At 38.6% G+C, this 17,318-nt stretch carries 16 protein-coding genes; 3 read left to right on the top strand and 13 right to left on the bottom strand.

Annotation, left to right across the window (positions count from 1 at the left end; translation table 11 throughout):
- Positions 1 to 56: 56 nt before the first annotated feature.
- From ACTJIV_RS11180 to ACTJIV_RS11165, 4 genes are all read right to left on the bottom strand, one after another.
- Positions 57 to 1,898: a carbon starvation CstA family protein gene (locus tag ACTJIV_RS11180; RefSeq protein WP_440627482.1), complete on the bottom strand. Its 1,842-nt coding sequence runs from the start codon at positions 1,896 to 1,898 to the stop codon at positions 57 to 59.
- A 207-nt stretch (positions 1,899 to 2,105) separates the two neighbouring features.
- Positions 2,106 to 3,128, bottom strand: coding sequence for an alpha/beta hydrolase fold domain-containing protein (locus ACTJIV_RS11175; RefSeq protein ID WP_440627480.1), 1,023 nt, complete (start codon positions 3,126 to 3,128; stop codon positions 2,106 to 2,108).
- A gap of 23 nt (positions 3,129 to 3,151) precedes the next feature.
- The gene (locus ACTJIV_RS11170) at positions 3,152 to 3,535 is read right to left on the bottom strand and encodes a DUF3037 domain-containing protein (RefSeq protein ID WP_111955704.1); all 384 of its coding nucleotides are present in this window, start codon (positions 3,533 to 3,535) and stop codon (positions 3,152 to 3,154) included.
- On the bottom strand, positions 3,522 to 4,295 hold the full coding sequence (locus tag ACTJIV_RS11165; protein WP_111955706.1) for a HipA family kinase: 774 nt from the start codon (positions 4,293 to 4,295) through the stop codon (positions 3,522 to 3,524). The genes ACTJIV_RS11170 and ACTJIV_RS11165 overlap by 14 nt, the downstream gene beginning before the upstream one ends.
- 141 nt (positions 4,296 to 4,436) lie before the next feature.
- Between ACTJIV_RS11165 and ACTJIV_RS11160 the strand changes: the two genes are divergently transcribed.
- Entirely contained in the window at positions 4,437 to 5,279 is an 843-nt protein-coding gene (locus tag ACTJIV_RS11160) for an alpha/beta hydrolase family protein (RefSeq protein WP_440627477.1), read from the top strand.
- 218 nt (positions 5,280 to 5,497) lie between these two features.
- On the opposite strand, the gene ACTJIV_RS11155 is transcribed toward ACTJIV_RS11160, so the two are convergent.
- From ACTJIV_RS11155 to ACTJIV_RS11125, 7 genes are all read right to left on the bottom strand, one after another.
- On the bottom strand, positions 5,498 to 6,322 hold the full coding sequence (locus ACTJIV_RS11155) for a flavin reductase family protein (protein ID WP_440627475.1): 825 nt from the start codon (positions 6,320 to 6,322) through the stop codon (positions 5,498 to 5,500).
- 171 nt (positions 6,323 to 6,493) lie between these two features.
- Positions 6,494 to 7,741, bottom strand: a complete 1,248-nt coding sequence (gene fahA, locus ACTJIV_RS11150; RefSeq protein WP_440627473.1) for a fumarylacetoacetase — start codon at positions 7,739 to 7,741, stop codon at positions 6,494 to 6,496.
- Positions 7,742 to 7,814: 73 nt separating this feature from the next.
- Complete coding sequence (locus ACTJIV_RS11145) at positions 7,815 to 8,273, bottom strand: hypothetical protein (protein ID WP_111955714.1); 459 nt, start codon at positions 8,271 to 8,273, stop codon at positions 7,815 to 7,817.
- Positions 8,274 to 8,344: 71 nt separating this feature from the next.
- Positions 8,345 to 9,475 (bottom strand): 4-hydroxyphenylpyruvate dioxygenase, encoded by a 1,131-nt coding sequence (gene hppD / locus ACTJIV_RS11140; protein ID WP_111955716.1) that lies wholly within the window; start codon positions 9,473 to 9,475, stop codon positions 8,345 to 8,347.
- A gap of 241 nt (positions 9,476 to 9,716) precedes the next feature.
- Positions 9,717 to 10,502 (bottom strand): hypothetical protein, encoded by a 786-nt coding sequence (locus ACTJIV_RS11135; RefSeq protein WP_111955718.1) that lies wholly within the window; start codon positions 10,500 to 10,502, stop codon positions 9,717 to 9,719.
- 141 nt (positions 10,503 to 10,643) lie between these two features.
- Complete coding sequence (locus ACTJIV_RS11130) at positions 10,644 to 11,918, bottom strand: acetyl-CoA hydrolase/transferase family protein (RefSeq protein WP_440627470.1); 1,275 nt, start codon at positions 11,916 to 11,918, stop codon at positions 10,644 to 10,646.
- Positions 11,919 to 11,944: 26 nt separating this feature from the next.
- On the bottom strand, positions 11,945 to 13,132 hold the full coding sequence (locus tag ACTJIV_RS11125) for a homogentisate 1,2-dioxygenase (protein WP_223558475.1): 1,188 nt from the start codon (positions 13,130 to 13,132) through the stop codon (positions 11,945 to 11,947).
- A 122-nt stretch (positions 13,133 to 13,254) separates the two neighbouring features.
- Between ACTJIV_RS11125 and ACTJIV_RS11120 the strand changes: the two genes are divergently transcribed.
- Both ACTJIV_RS11120 and ACTJIV_RS11115 read left to right on the top strand, forming a co-directional pair.
- Positions 13,255 to 15,324 carry a TonB-dependent receptor plug domain-containing protein gene (locus tag ACTJIV_RS11120; RefSeq protein WP_440627468.1) on the top strand — a complete coding sequence of 690 codons (2,070 nt, stop codon included), beginning with the start codon at positions 13,255 to 13,257 and terminating at the stop codon, positions 15,322 to 15,324.
- Between the two features lie 50 nt (positions 15,325 to 15,374).
- The gene (locus tag ACTJIV_RS11115; protein ID WP_440627466.1) at positions 15,375 to 15,782 is read left to right on the top strand and encodes a thioredoxin family protein; all 408 of its coding nucleotides are present in this window, start codon (positions 15,375 to 15,377) and stop codon (positions 15,780 to 15,782) included.
- Between the two features lie 73 nt (positions 15,783 to 15,855).
- Here ACTJIV_RS11115 and ACTJIV_RS11110 read toward each other — a convergent pair whose 3' ends face one another.
- Together ACTJIV_RS11110 and ACTJIV_RS11105 are read right to left on the bottom strand one after the other, a co-directional pair.
- Positions 15,856 to 16,332 (bottom strand): cupin domain-containing protein, encoded by a 477-nt coding sequence (locus tag ACTJIV_RS11110; RefSeq protein WP_440627464.1) that lies wholly within the window; start codon positions 16,330 to 16,332, stop codon positions 15,856 to 15,858.
- Positions 16,325 to 17,317: an NADP-dependent oxidoreductase gene (locus ACTJIV_RS11105; protein WP_440627462.1), complete on the bottom strand. Its 993-nt coding sequence runs from the start codon at positions 17,315 to 17,317 to the stop codon at positions 16,325 to 16,327. The genes ACTJIV_RS11110 and ACTJIV_RS11105 overlap by 8 nt, the downstream gene beginning before the upstream one ends.
- Between the last annotated feature and the right edge of the window lies 1 nt (position 17,318).

Raw genomic sequence — 17,318 nt, 5'->3', positions numbered from 1 at the left:
AAAAAACCAGTCCGGGACATCCGACTGGTTTTGTTTTTATGTTAGTTTTATTCTGGTTATCTTTCTACAAGCTCTTTTACAGGCTCTCCGTAATAATCTATCTCGGTGGTCTTAATCTGCAGAAGCTGGTACCATTTGATAAAAGCCCCAATGAACACAATAAGCATCAGTACCATCGCCGTAACTGCTAAAGTGGCCAGTAGATATTGTTCTTTGGGAAGATAGATTGCTGTGACCTGAATATAACCGGCCCAGAAAGTAATTCCAGCCATGAACACTCCGGGGATTGCAGAACACAGGGCATATTTGCCTCTTTTCATCCGGATCAACATCGTCGTACAGACAATCAGTCCGCAGGCTGCCAACAGCTGGTTACTGATCCCGAACAGCGGCCAGATACTGCTTACATTCCCCGTAAATACCAGATAGCCCCAGGCAAAAGTAAATAAAAGGCTGCTGATAATAATTCCGGGAACCCAGTTCTTATCATTGAATTTTGGAATGACTGAACCCAACATTTCCTGCAAAAAGAAACGGCCCACCCTTGTTCCTGCATCAATGGCAGTAAGAATAAATACAGCTTCAAACATAATGGCAAAATTATACCAGTATGCAGTCAGCTGGTCCATATATGGGATCTTATTAAAAATATGAGCCATTCCCACGGCTAGAGATACAGCCCCGCCGGTTCTTCCGTGAAGTTCGATGCCTATTTTCTGTGAATAATAATCGATATCTACACCATGGAGGGAAGGGTGTGCAGCAAGGAAAGCATCATAAGATTCCTTCGGAGTATTGATGGCGAAATAATCACCGGGCATTAATGTACAGGCAGCAATCAAAGCCATTAAAGCTACGAAACCTTCTACAAGCATGGCTCCATAACCTACAAATAGAATTTCCTTTTCTTTATTAAGCATCTTGGGAGTTGTCCCTGTTGCAATTACTGCATGAAAGCCGGAAATTGCTCCACATGCAATGACTATAAAGATAAAAGGAAGCACAGGACCTCCTATAACAGGACCTCCACCTTTTACAAATTCCGTAAGAGCAGGCATTTGAATTGTTGGATGAATGACAATCACACCCACTGCAAGCATAATGATGGTTCCTATTTTAAGATAGGTCGAAAGATAATCTCGAGGAACCAGAAGAAGCCATACAGGCAGTACGGAAGCGAGAAAACCATACAATGGAATGGCAATAGAAATGGTTTTAATATCCCACGAAAACAGATTATTCATTGTTGCGTTCTGCATCAAACTATGGCCGCCAATAATGCCTGCCACCAAAAGTATACCTCCTAAAATACTGGCGAAAAGAACACTGTTTTTTCTGTATCTCATGATAAGGCCCATGATCACTGCAATAGGCATAGTGATTACAACGGTAAAAAGAGACCATGAAGCCTCATGCATTGCATTGATACAGGCGAGTGACAAACCAGCCAGTGTAAGAATAAGGATAAATAAAATAGCAAAGCCAGCAACCGTTCCTGTTGCTTTACCTATTTCTTTGGAGGCAATAGTAGCCAGACTCTGTCCTTTATGCCGTACTGAAGCAAATAAAACCACCATATCATGTACGCCTCCGCCAAGTACACATCCAATCAGGATCCATAATGCACCGGGCAGATATCCAAACTGAGCAGCCAGTACAGGCCCAACCAAAGGGCCGGCAGCAGCAATCGCAGCAAAATGATGGCCGAAAAGTACATTCTTATTGGTAGCTACATAATCTTTACCGTCGGCAAATTCTACTGCAGGAGTAGTGTTTTTATCATTAAGTCTGAGCACTTTATTGGCAATGAAAATACCGTAAAAGCGATAAGCAATTGCAAAGACAAGTACTGATACAAAGATCAGGGTGAGTGCATTAGTGTTATTCAGAAAATCCATATCATCTGTTTTTTTTGGAGTGAATAATTAAAATATTGGATATTTTGTTAAGAATAATTTAAACAAAAGCCAAGTTAATTATTTTATGAGTAAAAAAGATGAAATATATATTAATCTTGCAATTTTTACGTTTGCTATGAATATTTATAATTTAATGTATTGATTTATAATATTTTATATTTTATTTTGTTTCAGGATATATATGTGTTATTTTCTTTGAGAAATGATAAAATCCACCATCTGGTCAGTAAGGCTGTCCATATAGCCCTTATCCGTTGTTCCGAAACCATGAATGCCATCTTCTACGATGACCAGGCTGTTCTGAATGTTTTCTCTTTTGAGCTTTCTGTGAAGCTTTTTAGACTGTTTCATAGGAACTACTTTGTCTTTATTTCCTTGGACGATTAAGGTAGGGACGCCACCTGAAGCATAGGTAACCGGAGAAATGGTTTTAAAGTATTCTATTGTTTTAGCTTTATCTTTTTTAATATCATACCCTGACAATCCTCTTACAAGATTGGTTCTGAGATCTACGATTTTCTTTGCTGCCAGCCCGAAAAAAAAGACAGGCACTTTTCCGAGTCGGGTATGAAGCAGCTTATTCATGTCTGAGGGACCATAATGATCCACCACATAATTTACCTTTGCAGAATAAGAAGAAAGTTCTGGGCTTCCGGCAAACTCGTTGTCTGGCGTATATGCCGCGAGCATTGAGAGATGTGCTCCAGATGAAGCCCCAAAAAAGCCAATATTGTTCGAGTCGAATTTATATTTTGCTGCATTTTTCCTTACCCATCTTACTGCATCTTTAGTATCTTCTACAGGAAGCGGGAAATGAATGCTGTCATTCAGAAGCGTATAATTGATACTGATTACCGCATATTTTTTATCCAGGAGCTTTGAAATGAATGTTTCAATATAGCTTTCATCTCTGATGGTTTTATCGCCTTTTACCCATGCACCTCCATGTACATAGACGACGACGGGCATTTTGTCGTCTGAAACAGTTTTGGGAGTATAGAGGTCTAGTGAAACAGGATTTCCTTTTGCATTGGTTTTATAAACAATATTTTCTGAGACTGATGATATTTCCGGCAGAAGACTGCTTTTTGTGGAATTTGATTCAGGTTGATTTTGTGAATAACTTAAATTAGATAAACCTAAGGAGAAAACAAAAAACAGGTTTATGAAAAACCTGTAGATTGATATGTTGTTTATTGATGATTTCATAGAATACTTTTTGTGGTGGAGTGTTATTTTACTAACTCCTCAAAAAGTTTACCAAACGTCTTTTCCAGGTCTTTGGATTTTCCCGGATGAGGTCTTGAAGTCTGAACCACAGAACTTCTTACAGCGGTCAGCCAGCGGAAACGTTCCGGAATATCCATCAGAGCGATAGGACCACCTTCCTTATCTCCATTAGCGATTTTTTGAAAGCTTTCAAGATTCTGGATGACGTCATCATAGTCCAGTTTGCTATGCATGAGTTTGAATTTATCGGGACATAAGTAAAACTCCACGCGGATGAATTTCTCCTTTTTGGAAAACATCACAAGGCCTATATTGAAAAATTCTTCTCTTTCAACTTTTGGTACCAGGCGTATAACAGCGTATTCGTATATTTTATCCTCTTGCATTTTTAGCTTCGTTTACAAAGATTTGAGAATTTTCTAACCTTGTTTTCAGGAACTGGAAGTAGATTTCACGGATCTCTTCAGGAGTTTCATCGGCGTCATCCCAGTGGAGCCAGTCCTCAGGAATTAAATTGACAATCTCCCTGAACAGTTTATCATTCAGTACCTCATGAGCAAATCGATCGGCTTCATCCAACATTTTTGCTTTCGGGAGCAGTACATGGTCCTTCACGTATTTGAACGGGGTCTTTGCAGCCGTATCAAAATTCTGCCACGAATGATGGAAATAAAAAGAAGCACCATTATCGATGACCCAAAGCTCTTTATGCCACATCAGGAGATTTGTATTCTTAAAAGTGCGGTCAATATTAGTAATGAACGCATCCAGCCAGACAATTTTTGAAGCCAGAAGAGGATCTATCTTTACCCCCGGATCATAAGTGATGGAACCCGAAAGATAATGCAGCCCCAAATTCAGGCCTTCTGAAAATTTCAGTAAATCCTGAATTTCCTCATCTGCTTCTGTTCTTCCAAAATCGGCATCCAGATTTACAAATACCAGCTCTGGAATCTTCAGTCCCAAAGCCTCCGTGATCTTGCCGCCCAGAAGTTCGGAGATCAGCATCTTTACTCCGTGGCCTGCACCCCGGAATTTCAGTACATATTTAAAATTATCATCAGCTTCTGCCAAAGCAGGAAGAGATCCGCCTTCTCTTAAAGGCAGAATGTAACGTGTGACGGTTACCGTTCTTAAATCCAGCATACTGCAAAAATAAGGTTATTTTGATAACTATTTAAGCATTTCCGGGGTTAACTTTTCTAGATGAATTTTTTTTATTATATTTAGATTAAAGGGAAATATTGCTGGTCCCTGTTGTTTAAGAATCGTAATCAAATTTTTTATATGGAATTGATAAAAAACCTTAATATAAAACTGGAAAATGCAGAAACCCGGGATTTTCTGGCTGACACAGTTTATCCTGAAACCAATGGAAAGCTGCCATTAGTGATCTTTGTTCATGGTTATAAAGGGTATAAAGACTGGGGAGCATGGAATCTAATGGCTGAAAAGTTTGCTGAAGCGGGTTTTTTCTTTGTGAAATTTAATTCATCCCATAACGGAACTACTGTTAAAGATCCTTACAATTTTGGTGATTTGGAAGCTTTCGGGAATAATAATTATTCAAAAGAGCTTTCGGACCTCGGTGTTGTAATCGATCATTTTGTGAAAGATCCCAACGTAGACGACCAGAGAATAATTCTGATCGGGCACAGTAGAGGAGGAGGGATTTCCATTATAAAAACATTTGAAGACGAAAGGATCAACGGACTTATCACTCTGGCAAGTGTAGATACTTTAGACCGTTTCCCTAAAGACGGAGCTCTGGAAAACTGGAAAAAAGAAGGTGTGTATTATGTGCTGAACGGAAGAACAAAACAGGAAATGCCTCACTATTACCAGTTTTATGAAGATTATGAAAAGAATGTTCACCGTTTTGATGTGGAAAGAGCGACAGAAATGGCCAAAGCTTATGTGCTGATCATTCACGGAACCCAGGACGAAAGTGTTAGTGTGAAAAATGCGGAACATCTTCATATCCTGAATCCGAATTCAGAATTGTTCCTGGTTGAAAATGCAGATCATACGTTCGGATCAAAAGAACCGTGGACTGAAAAAAATCTTCCCCATCACCTGAATATCGTTACAGAAAAATGCATTGATTTTCTGAATAAGAATATGAAGTAATGTTGAAGGAAACTTTTTTGAGATTGCTTCGTCACAGTGACATGAGGTATTTTTTATCGATTTTTTTGATGCAAAGTTTTAAAATAACAGAACATATATTTAAGAGAGCAAAGAAGAAATCTACAAGTTGATTTGATGAAGCGTGTCGTTTAACAATTTAATTTTATAGCTAATAAATAAAAAACCAGCCTTTGCAGACTGGTTTTTATTGTGTAGAATTATTGTATTATTAAAAGCGCCCAGGCTTCTTCAATTTTACTCTCAAGAAGAAGTTTCTGAGCATCCAGGTGAACGTTCTCATCTGCATGAAAATCTCCGGGAGGGAGAATTTCTACATTGGCGAGCATCCCCAGGTCGTTTCCTGTAAATACTTTACTGTACTTAATGGAATCCGGCAGAAGGTCAAACCCGATTCCTTTTGTAACCAATGGTTTCGGAACTTCAAAAAGACTTTTCTCATTGCTTCTGGAATACCAGTTACCTCCTAAACGGGCTACCATATCCAGCTTTTGCTGATCCAAATTTCCAGCCTCGTTCAGATATTCTTCCCTGATGTGGATTTTCTGCACCTCACAGATCACAAGATTTCCTGCACCGCCCTGATCTCCCAGAGACTTCACTTCTAAAACTTTACATTCAAAGTTAACAGGACATTCTTCAATAAGCTTGGGCTGTACAAGGTCTGCCTCTTTCATGGTCAGACCGGATTTAATGAATTCATTGACTCCGGTTTCATATTCTGTAGAAGCCAAAGAAATCTGCTGCACAATAGGAAAATTCACCGTTCCGATCACTACTTCCGGAACTTCCAAAATATTTTCCAGGGTATGTTTAGTGGTATTGTCTCGTACTCGTCTGGAAGGTGAAAAGATCAGCACAGGTGGAACCGTACTGAACATATTAAAAAAGCTGAATGGTGATAAATTAATATTTCCGTTTTTATCTACTGTAGAAGCTAATGCGATCGGACGCGGTGACACGGCAGTCTGCATGATGGTCTGGAGCTGTACGGGGGATAATTCGGAGGGTATTACTGTTTTCATATTCTGTTTTTTAACACTCAATTAAGCTTAAGTGTTCAAATTATGTAAAAAGATGCTTCGACTTCGCTCAGCATGACATTTTTAATACTAGCCGTTTTTATTAGCAATTAATTTTTAATGATGTCATGCTGAGCGAAGTCGAAGCATCCGGATTATTTATTTAAAATTGAATTAAATTGAAGGAATAATTTTACCAGAAACCTCACCAAAACCTACTCTCACGCCATCTTTTTCAGCCCAGGCTTTCATGGTAACTGTATCGTTATCTTCAATGAATTTTCTTTCCTGGCCATTGCTTAGCTGTAAAGGATTTTGTCCTCTCCAGGTCAGTTCCAGCATAGATCCGAAAGATTTCGGATCGCTTCCTGAAATGGTTCCGCTGGCGTATAAATCTCCAACTTCCACGTTACATCCGTTTATCGTATGATGTGCTAATTGCTGAGCCATATTCCAGTACATAAATTTATAATTACTTTCTGAAATCAGGTTTTCTTCACCGTTTTCAGGCTGTAAATACACTTCAAGATTGATATCGTAATTTTTATCACCCTCAAACTTTAAATAGTCTAAAACTTCAGGGTCCTGCTTTGGAGAGGCTGTTCTGAAAGGTTCTAAAGCTTCAAGGGTAACTACCCACGGAGAGATAGATGAGCCGAAATTTTTACCAAGGAAAGGTCCCAGCGGAACATACTCCCATGCCTGGATATCTCTTGCCGACCAATCGTTGAATACCACCATTCCAAAGATTGCTTCCTCAGCATCCTTTGTAGAAATGCTTTCACCCATTTCTGAGTTTCTGTTAAGAATGAAGGCCATTTCCAGTTCAAAGTCAAGCTGCTTGCTTGGTCCGAAAACCGGTTTTTCAGCGTCTGCAGGTTTTGTCTGACCTTTCGGACGGTTGATTTCTGTTCCTGAAACAACGATGGATGAAGCTCTTCCGTGATAACCTACCGGAAGGTGTTTCCAGTTCGGAAGCAGCGCATTGGCCGGGTCACGGAACATTTTTCCAACATTCGTTGCATGTTCAATGCTGCTGTAAAAATCCGTATAATTCGGAATGTGCACAGGCATCATCATTTTTACTTTATCAAGGTCGTAGAAAGCATCTGCAATAGTTTTTTCGTCCTTTGAAAGGATAGAACCTTCCTGTAGGAGCTCCTGAATTCTTGTGCGCACTACATTCGTTACAGGTTTCCCCAGTTCAATAAATTCGTTGATGGTGTAGGCTTCAAAAACATTATCATCCAGTCCTTCAATATTTTCAAAATATCCAAGATCATAAAGAGTGGCAAGATCGATGACCTGATCTCCGATCCTTGTGCAACATCCGATATATTCTTTGTTAAAAACTGCTACTCCGAAAGGAATATTATGTATAGAAAAGTCTGAATCTGAAGAATATTCTACAAATGATTTCATAATTTTTTGGAATTAAATTAAAAATGGTAAGATAGCGAATCCATAAAGATCCGTAATCATGATTCTGTGGGAATTATTTCTTTTTGGAATAAGAAGCCTCATCTATCCACCTGTCTTTGGTATTGACATCAATAAGATACAGGATATTATCCTGCTTAGTCAGCAGCAAAGTTTTGGTTACAGGCATTGGAACTTTTTTATTTTCAAGTTTATCTGCTCTCAGAGAAAGAATGTTTTTTTTCCTGATGATATCTCCTGTAAAAACATTTGAGCTGCTTTCGCCGGTAGCTTTATCATCAAAAACTTCTACATAGGTAGCATCTTTTCCTTTAATAACAATAAAATCTCTTTCTGTATGATCCTCTGCATCTTTAATGAAGATAAACTTCTTGTTGTCAATATTTACATTTTCAAGATGCTGATTGATGCCTTTTCTTTCTTCCAGACGATTAAGAATTTCATTAAGAGTTCCATACTGAGCATTTAGCCCTAATGTTCCGAAAAATAAAATCCCGATAAAAAATTTTCTCATAATGTGTTTTTTAAAAAAAAGTTTTGCCAAGACTCCTTCATCCTGACAAAACTTAGTATTCTATATTTAAATTAAAGATTTCCTCTTCTTTCTTGTTCTCTTTCTAATGCTTCAAATAACGCTTTGAAATTTCCGGCACCAAAACTCTGTGCACCATGTCTTTCAATGATTTCGAAGAATAGAGTAGGACGGTCTTCTACAGGCTTCGTAAAGATCTGAAGTAAGTATCCTTCTTCATCATGATCAATAAGGATGCCTAAGTCTTGTAATTTTTTAAGATCTTCATCAATATGGCCAACTCTTTCAGGAACCATATCGTAGTAAGCCTCTGGTGGAGCGGAAAGGAACTCTACCCCGCGTTTTTTTAATTCGGTTACTGTGTGGATAATATCTTTTGTAGCCACAGCGATGTGCTGTACCCCTTCACCTTCATAGAAATCAAGATATTCTTCTACCTGAGATTTCTTCTTACCTTCTGCCGGCTCATTGATCGGGAATTTTGCAAATCCGTTTCCATTGGACATTACTTTAGACATTAATGCAGAATATTCTGTATTGATCTGCTTGTCATCAAAAGAAAGGATGTTCACAAATCCCATTACTTTTTCGTACCATTCTACGGTAGGGATCATCCTGTTCCAATCTACGTTTCCTACACAATGGTCTACGTATAATAAACCTGTTTCTTCAGGCTTGTAATCGCTTTCCCATTTTTCATATCCGGGCATGAAAGCGCCTTTGTAGTTTTTTCTTTCAACAAACATATGGATTGTTTCTCCGTACGTATAAATTCCGGACATTCTTACCTCACCGTTCTCATCTGTTAAAGTTACAGGCTCCAGATATGGTTTTCCGCCTCTTTCAGTAGTTTCTTCAAAAGCTTTGTAAGCGTCATCTACCCAAAGTGCCAAAACTTTCACTCCATCACCATGTTTTTTTACGTGCTCGCTGACAGGTGAGTCGGATTTAAGCCCTGTTGTTAATACCAATCTTATTTTCCCCTGCTGAAGAACATAAGAAGCGCGGTCTCTTACTCCTGTTTCAGGACCAGCATATGCTACAGACTGAAAACCGAAAGCGGTTTTGTAATAATGGGCAGCCTGTTTAGCATTTCCTACATAAAACTCAATGTAATCTGTACCGTTGATAGGTAAAAAATTCTCAGCTTGAGCAATTTTTTCGGCAAATGTAAGTGTTGACATATTTCTATTTTTACTTTTATTTTTATGAATGCAAATTACAAAAATCTTAGAAATAGTGAAAGCATTGAAGTGGATTCCTTAAATATACTTAACATAATGTTAAAGAAGAGTTCATTTAAGTATATTTAAGTTTCTTTATAATAAAACTGGATATCTATCTTTGATACACCAATAAGTGAAAAAAAAATATTTTCGAAAAAAGAAAGCCGTAGAAATTTCTACGGCTTTCTCTATTTTTTATTTAGGCTTTTCTATTTAATCTGCCAGCATCGGGATTATAATTATCCCATATTTTCCATGTATTATTTATTTTACGGATAAAATAAATCTGGGTATTAAGCTGATTGACAAAATGTTCCTCTCCGGTTTCACCTACTTTGAACAGAAGATTCCAAAATTCCTGGGTTTCCAGTATTTTTTTGTCAGGTTCGTCAGTAACCAGGTGAATATCAAAAACCTCGTAGTTGGAACGGTTGTTTTTAGTCACCAGATGAAAGTCTCTTTCGCATAATTCTTTGCTAAACCCGGAAGCTCTTTCCAAAAACGGAGAACCGTCAAATACCAGATCTTTAAAAACTTCGGTTTTATGCTCGGGAAATTTTTTGTAAAATTCAAATGCTGTAGCACAATAATCATATACCATTTGGGTAAGAAATTCAAGGTCGCCTTCTACAGGTTCCTTTTCCGGACGTTTTAGCTTCATGGACTGTATATAGTCGTTAAGGTCTTTATAGCCCAGAAAAATACAGATTTTATCCAGTGTTTTCAGAAATCTGAGGTCATTATGCGTTTTGTCCTGATAATCGTTTTCAAAAAAACGCTGCAGGGTGACATGTGATATTGTATTTCCTATTTCAAATTTTTTCCCCCCTTTTAGTTCTTCAGCTTCAGATAATTCATCTTTTATAATTTCAGAAAGAATAATATAATGGCTCCTTTTCCATTCATTCACATTCCCCAAAACAGAATTTCTTACTTTTTCATGCTTTCCAACTTCTTCTCTTATCGAATTATATATAGTTTTCAATTTCCTTTGGTTTTGAATGAGTTTATCAAAAACATTGCCAAAATGTTAAAGTATTTCTAAGACCAGTTTTCGTTTTTAGTTATTAATATACTGATTATAATTTATGAAAAAATAGCCAGACAAAATAAAGCTGCGATCTTCTTAGTGTTTAAACCGTTCATAAGCAGCTCGTTCCAGCATTTCTCTATCATCAGGGTGTGCGATGCTGATAAGCTCCTGGGCCCGCTGGCGGAGATTTTTACCATATAAATAAGCTGTACCGTATTCTGTAACGACATAGTGGATATGCCCTCTTGTTGTTACAACACCGGCTCCCTGTTTAAGAAAAGGAACGATCCTGGAGACTCCTTTTTTTGTTCTTGAAGTGATGGCAATAATCGGCTTTCCGTCCTCACTTAGTGCTGCACCTCTCATAAAGTCCATCTGGCCTCCGATTCCGCTGTACTGCAATGTCCCGATGGAGTCTGCACATACCTGTCCGGTGAGGTCAATTTCAATGGCAGAATTGATGGCTACCATTTTTTTATTCCTCATGATATTGATCGGGAAGTTCACGTCGCTTACATCTTTGAATGCGAAAACAGTATTGTCATCCACATAATTGTAAAGCTTTCTGGTACCAAAACAGAAACTTGTGATGGTTTTATTATCGTTGTAGCCTTTGTATTTATTATTAATCACATCATTCTGGATCAGGTCTATAACACCGTCACTCAGCATTTCTGTATGAACACCAAGATCTTTATGATTGGTTAAACATTTCAGAACAGCATCTGGAATAGTTCCGATACCCATCTGTAATGTCGATCTGTCTTCGATAAGTTCTGCTACATTTTTTCCCACAAGCATTTCCTCAGGGCCTACTTTTGAGCCGTAATCCACAGTTGGGAGTTCTTCTTCGTGCCACACCAGCTTATGGATCCTGCTGATGTGAATCATTCCGTCTCCGTGTGTTCTTGGCATTAAAGGATTGACGATGGCCACAATAATTTTGGCGGTATCAACGGCTGCTCTTGCTACATCTACTGAAGTTCCCAAAGTACAGAAACCGTGTTTGTCCGGTGGAGAAACGGTTACCAAAGCCACATCCAGCGGAAGTATGTTTTTTCTGAATAGAATAGGAATCTCACTTAAGAATACCGGAACAAAATCCCCTCTGTCCGAATTCACTGCATCCCGAACGGGTGTTGATACGAATAGAGAATTAACAAAAAAACTATCCTTGTATTCCGGTTTTGCAATTTCAACGTTTCCCTGTTGGGTGATGGAAACCATCTCTACATTTTGCAGACGCTGAGATTGTCTCGCTAGTTCGTCAATAAGATAATTCGGAGTACAGGCACTTCCATGGAAAAATACGCGGTTTCCGCTTTTTATAGTATATATCGCTTCTTCTGCACTAATATAATTGTACATAATGAAATTTTTTATGGGTGAATTTTTTATTCCTGGGAACGGTCTTCCATGGTTTTATCTGATTCTTCCAGCCATGAAGTTTTATAGGAAGGGTCTTCTACTTTCAAAGCTTCTTCTGTAATTTTCAGTGGACGGAAAGGGTCTACCATTACGGCATATTCTTCTGTGAATTTTTTACCGATACTTCTTTCCATGGCTCCCGGGTGAGGCCCGTGTACGATTCCTCCGGGGTGGAGAGTGAAGTCCATCAGGTCGATGTGGTTACGGCTCATAAAATCCCCTTCCGTGTAGAATAAAACCTCATCAGAATCAATATTCGAATGGTTATAAGGAGCGGGAATAGCTAATGGATGATAGTCGTACATTCTGGCACAGAACGAGCATACAACGAAATTATGGCCTTCAAAATTCTGGTGTACCGGTGGCGGTTGGTGAATTCTTCCAGTGATTGGCTCAAAGTTTTTAATATTGAATTTATAAGGATAAAAGTATCCGTCCCATCCTACGACATCAAACGGATGTGTTGCGTAGATGAAATCTGTGATCTGGTTTTCTTTTTTTACTTTGATTAAAAATTCTCCTTTCTCATCTTTAGGCTCTTTAAAAACCGGAGGAATCATGTCTCTTTCGCAGAACGGAGAATGTTCCAATAGCTGCCCGAATTCATTTCTGTATCGTTTCGGAGTGTAAATAGGAGAGTGGCTTTCAAGCACAAAAAATACGGTGTCTTCTGATTTCAGTTCCACTTGATAAATGGTTCCTCTAGGAATAATAAGATAGTCTCCGGTAACAAATTCCAGGTCTCCTACAAAAGTTTTCAGAACCCCGGTTCCGTTGTGAACGTATAAAAGCTCATCACATTCAGCATTTTTGTAGAAATAATCCATAGATTTTCTGGGTTTTGACAATCCCATTTTCAGGTCATTGTTCATCAGAAGGATCTTTCTGCTGTCCATAAAATCGTCCTCAGGCGTTACATTCATCCCCTTAAACATTCTCGGAGCAACGTTTTTTTCCACCGCGATCTTTGGGGTTACATCTTTTGCAGGTCCAATTGATTTGATCTGTGTGGGTCGGTGCGTATGATAGAGCAATGAGGAAATTCCGTGAAAGCCTTCTGTTCCGAAAAGCTGTTCATAGTAAAATTTATCTTCCGGTGATTTGAAAATCGTATGTCTTTTTGGTGGGATATTACCCGCTTGATGATATCTCATTTTACTTTTTATATCTAGTTTCTCAAATTTAATCATTTTTCGTGAATTCATTCCAACAACATTTGTCATGGTGTTTTGTAATTCAAAAATAATTGTTAGATTTGTCTAACAATTTTAATTTCATGAAGCGAATACTATTTTCTGTTACTCTTTTATCTTCTTTTTGTTTTTCCCAGGAAACAGACAGCCTGAATATACAGGAAACTATAAAAACCGATTCAGCAACAATTCCAAAAGCAAAAATCAGAACGAGTACTATTGAAGATGTTGTCATTACCGGAACTATAAAACCTTTCAGCAGATCAAAAAGTCCTGTAGCCGTAGAGGTTTACAGTCAGAAGTTTTTCCAGAAAAATCCGACTCCGAGTATTTTTGAAGCCATTGCGATGGTCAATGGGGTAAAACCACAGCTCAATTGTTCAGTATGTAATACGGGTGATATCCATATCAACGGGCTCGAAGGACCTTATACGATGATCCTGATCGATGGAATGCCCATTGTAAGCTCACTTTCCACAGTATATGGGTTGAGTGGAATTCCCAACAGCCTTGTCGATAGAATTGAAGTCGTAAAAGGTCCTGCTTCTTCTATTTACGGTTCTGAAGCAATGGGTGGAGTGATCAACATTATTACCAAAAACGCACTGACCGCTCCAAAATTAAGTGTAGACCTGATGACGAGCACCTGGAGTGAAAATAATCTTGATGTTTCAACGAAATTTAATATTGGAAAGAATGCTGCATCTTTACTGAGTTTCAATTATTTCAGCTTTAAAGAGAAGATAGACCAGAACAAAGACAATTTCACGGATGCGGCATTGCAGAGCCGGATTTCTGTTTTCAATAAATGGAATTTTAAAAGAAAAGAAAACCGTCAGGCAAGTTTTGCGTTGAGATATTTATATGAAGACCGTTTTGGCGGGGAAATGCAGTGGGACAGATCTTACCGCGGAAGCGGAGATGTGTATGGAGAAAGTATTTATACCAACAGGGCGGAAGTGTTTGGACTGTATCAATGGCCTTTAAAAGAATATATCGTTACCCAGTTTTCTTATAATTATCACGACCAGAACTCTTTTTACGGGAGTAATCCCTATGATGCTCTTCAAAAAGTGGCTTTTGCACAGACCTATTGGAGTAAAAAAGTCGGACAGCACGATCTGACAGGAGGAATTACTTTTAAAAGAACATTTTATGATGATAACACACCCGGGACATTATCCGGAGACGGAATCACCAATGCACCGATGAAATCGCCGATCTGGGGAGCTTTTATACAGGACCAGTGGGAAATTAATGATAAACATACTTTGCTGGTTGGCTACCGTTTTGATTATGACAAAATTCATCATGAAGTACATTCACCAAGGTTGGCATGGAAATTTTCCCCGAATCCCTATCATACACTAAGATTCAATTTTGGAACTGGTTTTAGGGTAGTCAATCTCTTTACAGAGGATCATGCCGCACTTACCGGCTCCCGTGAAGTATTGATCAAATCAGATCTGAAACCCGAAAGATCAGTCAACGGAAACCTTAACTATATCTGGAAAATTCCGGTGGGAACCCGCATGCTGCAATTGGATGCTTCTGCATTTTATACCTATTTCAGCAATAAGATTGTAGGAGATTTTGATACCGATCCGGATAAAATTATTTATGACAATCTTAACGGATACGGAATTTCGAGGGGAGCTTCACTGAATGTAGATTTCAGCTTCAGTTTTCCTTTAAGTGTCGGCTTGGGAGTGACCTATCTGGATGTTTATCAGAAATTTGACGGAGACAATAAAAAATCGCAGCAATTACACGCACCGAAATGGAGCGGAACTTATAACCTTTCCTATAAGTTTCCGAATGATCTTAGTGTTGATTTCACAGGACAGTTCTACGGACCTATGAGACTTCCGGTATTGCCTAATGACTACCGTCCTGAATATTCACCTTTTTATTCTTTAGCCAATATTCAGGTGTCAAAAAGCTTCAGATCCGGATTCGAAGTGTATTGCGGGGTGAAGAACCTGTTCAATTTTACACCAAAAGATCCTTTGATGAGACCCTTTGACCCGTTTGATAAATATGTAAATGATCCGGTAAATAACCCGAACCATTATACTTTTGATACTGCTTATGGATATGCACCCATGCAGAAGATCAGAGGTTTCCTCGGGATAAAATATACTTTAAAATGAAAAATTTTATTCTATTTTTAATGTTAGTGCCCTGTTTTTATCTGTCTCAGATGAAGACAGGCACTTTTTCTGATCTTGAAACATTGATGAAAAAAGATCCGAAACCCACTATTATCCATCTATATACAGACTGGTGCTCGGTCTGTAAAATGGAAAAGCATGCGTTGAATAAAGACAGGGAAACCGTGGACTTAATCAATGAAAATTTTTATCTGGTCAATTTTGAAGCTGAAAAAATGAAAGAAAAAATACGGTTTCAGGGAAAAGAATTTGGGTATCTGCCGAATGGAAATTCCGGAATTCATGAATTGGCTCTTGCTTTGTCTAAAAATAAGAAACAGCCTGTTTATCCCTTGTGGATTGTTCTGGATAAGGATCAGAAGTTAGTATATTATCATGAAGGTCTTTGGATGCCGGAAAATATGAAGCAGAAACTTCTGGAAATTTCTGCTTTGTAGGTGTTTTTTCTCTCGCAGATTGTGCAGATTAAGCAGATTTTGCTTTTTGTAAAATATGTAATACAGAAAATCTTTAAATTGAATTATCAGCATCAATAAGTACCGCGAGCTGAATACATGGCTCATCCGACCGGTTGCTCCAGGCATGATTGGTTCCTCTCTGTATGACAATGTCTCCCGGTTTAAGCAAAGTCTCACCCTCTTCCATGATCAGGTAAAGTTCACCGGAAAGGATGATGATATAATCTAAAGTCTGCGTCTGATGCATCATGGGATGAGGTTCTCCAGCTTTAAATTCCATTCCGAGATCTTTATCGGGAGGAATGACAACGTAACGGAAATAAGTCCCGTTTTTTGGAGTTTGTGGAAATCCTGTGTTAGGAATTTTTGCTTCAAGATCCAGTGCTGCCGGCATTTTCTGCGTGTTCCAAATATCTGAAATGATAAGCCCCGGAAGATGTTCCACTACGTTTTCTGCCTGCTGGTCTTCTATAATAACTGATTTCCTGTTTTTGATTCCGGTGACAACGCGTCTGGGTATTTTATTCATGTTTCATGATAAGTTTGTGACCTTGGGTCTGGTTATTTTTAAGAATGGAATGGGCTTTCAAAACTGTTTCCAGAGAAAGATTACCGATTGTTTTGTATTGAGGCGGGCTGATAATTCCGGTCTCAATAAGGTTAGAGATTTCCTCCAGATTTCCTTTGTAATATTGATAATCCTTGCTCATGGTGTAGGAATAATTGGAAATATTCACGATTACAGTTCCTTTGTTAAAAAGGGTTTCATGGGCATCTTTTGTGATAAGGGCGGTAACATCGGCATAGGTACCATTAATTTTTAAGACATCTGCTGTGACCTCGGACATATAATTCCCGACGAGATCGATTCCAAAATCGAAAGGCTTATTGTTGTTGGCTTTTAAAAGATTAGCAACAAGATTTTCTTCTTTATAATTGATGATTTGATGATTTTGTAAACCAATTTTCAATAAAATCTGTCTGTTTTCCTCACTTCCAACAGTTGCCACAACATTGTGGAAATCATTTGCCGTTAAGTATTTCATCACAAAAGAACCGACTCCGCCCGTTGCTCCGGTTACTAAAATTGTATCATCAGTGTTTAATTTCAAACGTTTGAAGGTCTGCAGTGCGGTAAGTCCTGCCGAAGGAATGGCAGCGGCCTGCTCAAAAGAAATGCTTTTAGGCTTCAGTGCGACGATGGCTTCCGGAACGGCAATATATTCGGCATAAGAACCATTGCTTCCCATGGATCCGCTTCCACAGAATACTTCATCTCCGATATTGAACTGATGGGCGGCAGCTCCTTTCTCCACAACAATACCGGACAGCTCACGGCCTAAAATAGGTGAACTGACCAGCCTTCGTTCAAGTTCATTCTCAATCATCTGGTAGTCAATCGGGTTAAAACCGCTCGCTTTGATCTGAATTAAAATTTCGTGATCTTTTGGAGTTGGTTTTTCGAACACAGCATTTTCAAGCTGGAAATTTTTATTTAATGCAATAACTTTCATA

The sequence above is a fragment of the Chryseobacterium sp. 22532 genome, from assembly GCF_052044665.1.
GTDB classification, from domain to species: Bacteria; Bacteroidota; Bacteroidia; order Flavobacteriales; family Weeksellaceae; genus Chryseobacterium; species Chryseobacterium lathyri.
This window is presented reverse-complemented; position numbering and strand designations above follow the sequence as displayed.

What these genes read in the sequence shown, in the direction of transcription:
- ACTJIV_RS11170 (WP_111955704.1), bottom strand. Translation starts at nt 3,535, where the DNA reads ATGCAAGAGGATAAAATATACGAATACGCTGTTATACGCCTGGTACCA.
- ACTJIV_RS11160 (WP_440627477.1), top strand. Translation starts at nt 4,437, where the DNA reads ATGGAATTGATAAAAAACCTTAATATAAAACTGGAAAATGCAGAAACC.
- ACTJIV_RS11180 (WP_440627482.1), bottom strand. Translation starts at nt 1,898, where the DNA reads ATGGATTTTCTGAATAACACTAATGCACTCACCCTGATCTTTGTATCA.
- ACTJIV_RS11125 (WP_223558475.1), bottom strand. Translation starts at nt 13,132, where the DNA reads ATGAGATATCATCAAGCGGGTAATATCCCACCAAAAAGACATACGATT.
- ACTJIV_RS11175 (WP_440627480.1), bottom strand. Translation starts at nt 3,128, where the DNA reads ATGAAATCATCAATAAACAACATATCAATCTACAGGTTTTTCATAAAC.
- ACTJIV_RS11165 (WP_111955706.1), bottom strand. Translation starts at nt 4,295, where the DNA reads ATGCTGGATTTAAGAACGGTAACCGTCACACGTTACATTCTGCCTTTA.
- ACTJIV_RS11110 (WP_440627464.1), bottom strand. Translation starts at nt 16,332, where the DNA reads ATGAATAAAATACCCAGACGCGTTGTCACCGGAATCAAAAACAGGAAA.
- ACTJIV_RS11105 (WP_440627462.1), bottom strand. Translation starts at nt 17,317, where the DNA reads ATGAAAGTTATTGCATTAAATAAAAATTTCCAGCTTGAAAATGCTGTG.
- hppD (WP_111955716.1), bottom strand. Translation starts at nt 9,475, where the DNA reads ATGTCAACACTTACATTTGCCGAAAAAATTGCTCAAGCTGAGAATTTT.
- ACTJIV_RS11155 (WP_440627475.1), bottom strand. Translation starts at nt 6,322, where the DNA reads ATGAAAACAGTAATACCCTCCGAATTATCCCCCGTACAGCTCCAGACC.
- fahA (WP_440627473.1), bottom strand. Translation starts at nt 7,741, where the DNA reads ATGAAATCATTTGTAGAATATTCTTCAGATTCAGACTTTTCTATACAT.
- ACTJIV_RS11130 (WP_440627470.1), bottom strand. Translation starts at nt 11,918, where the DNA reads ATGTACAATTATATTAGTGCAGAAGAAGCGATATATACTATAAAAAGC.
- ACTJIV_RS11145 (WP_111955714.1), bottom strand. Translation starts at nt 8,273, where the DNA reads ATGAGAAAATTTTTTATCGGGATTTTATTTTTCGGAACATTAGGGCTA.
- ACTJIV_RS11115 (WP_440627466.1), top strand. Translation starts at nt 15,375, where the DNA reads ATGAAGACAGGCACTTTTTCTGATCTTGAAACATTGATGAAAAAAGAT.
- ACTJIV_RS11120 (WP_440627468.1), top strand. Translation starts at nt 13,255, where the DNA reads ATGAAGCGAATACTATTTTCTGTTACTCTTTTATCTTCTTTTTGTTTT.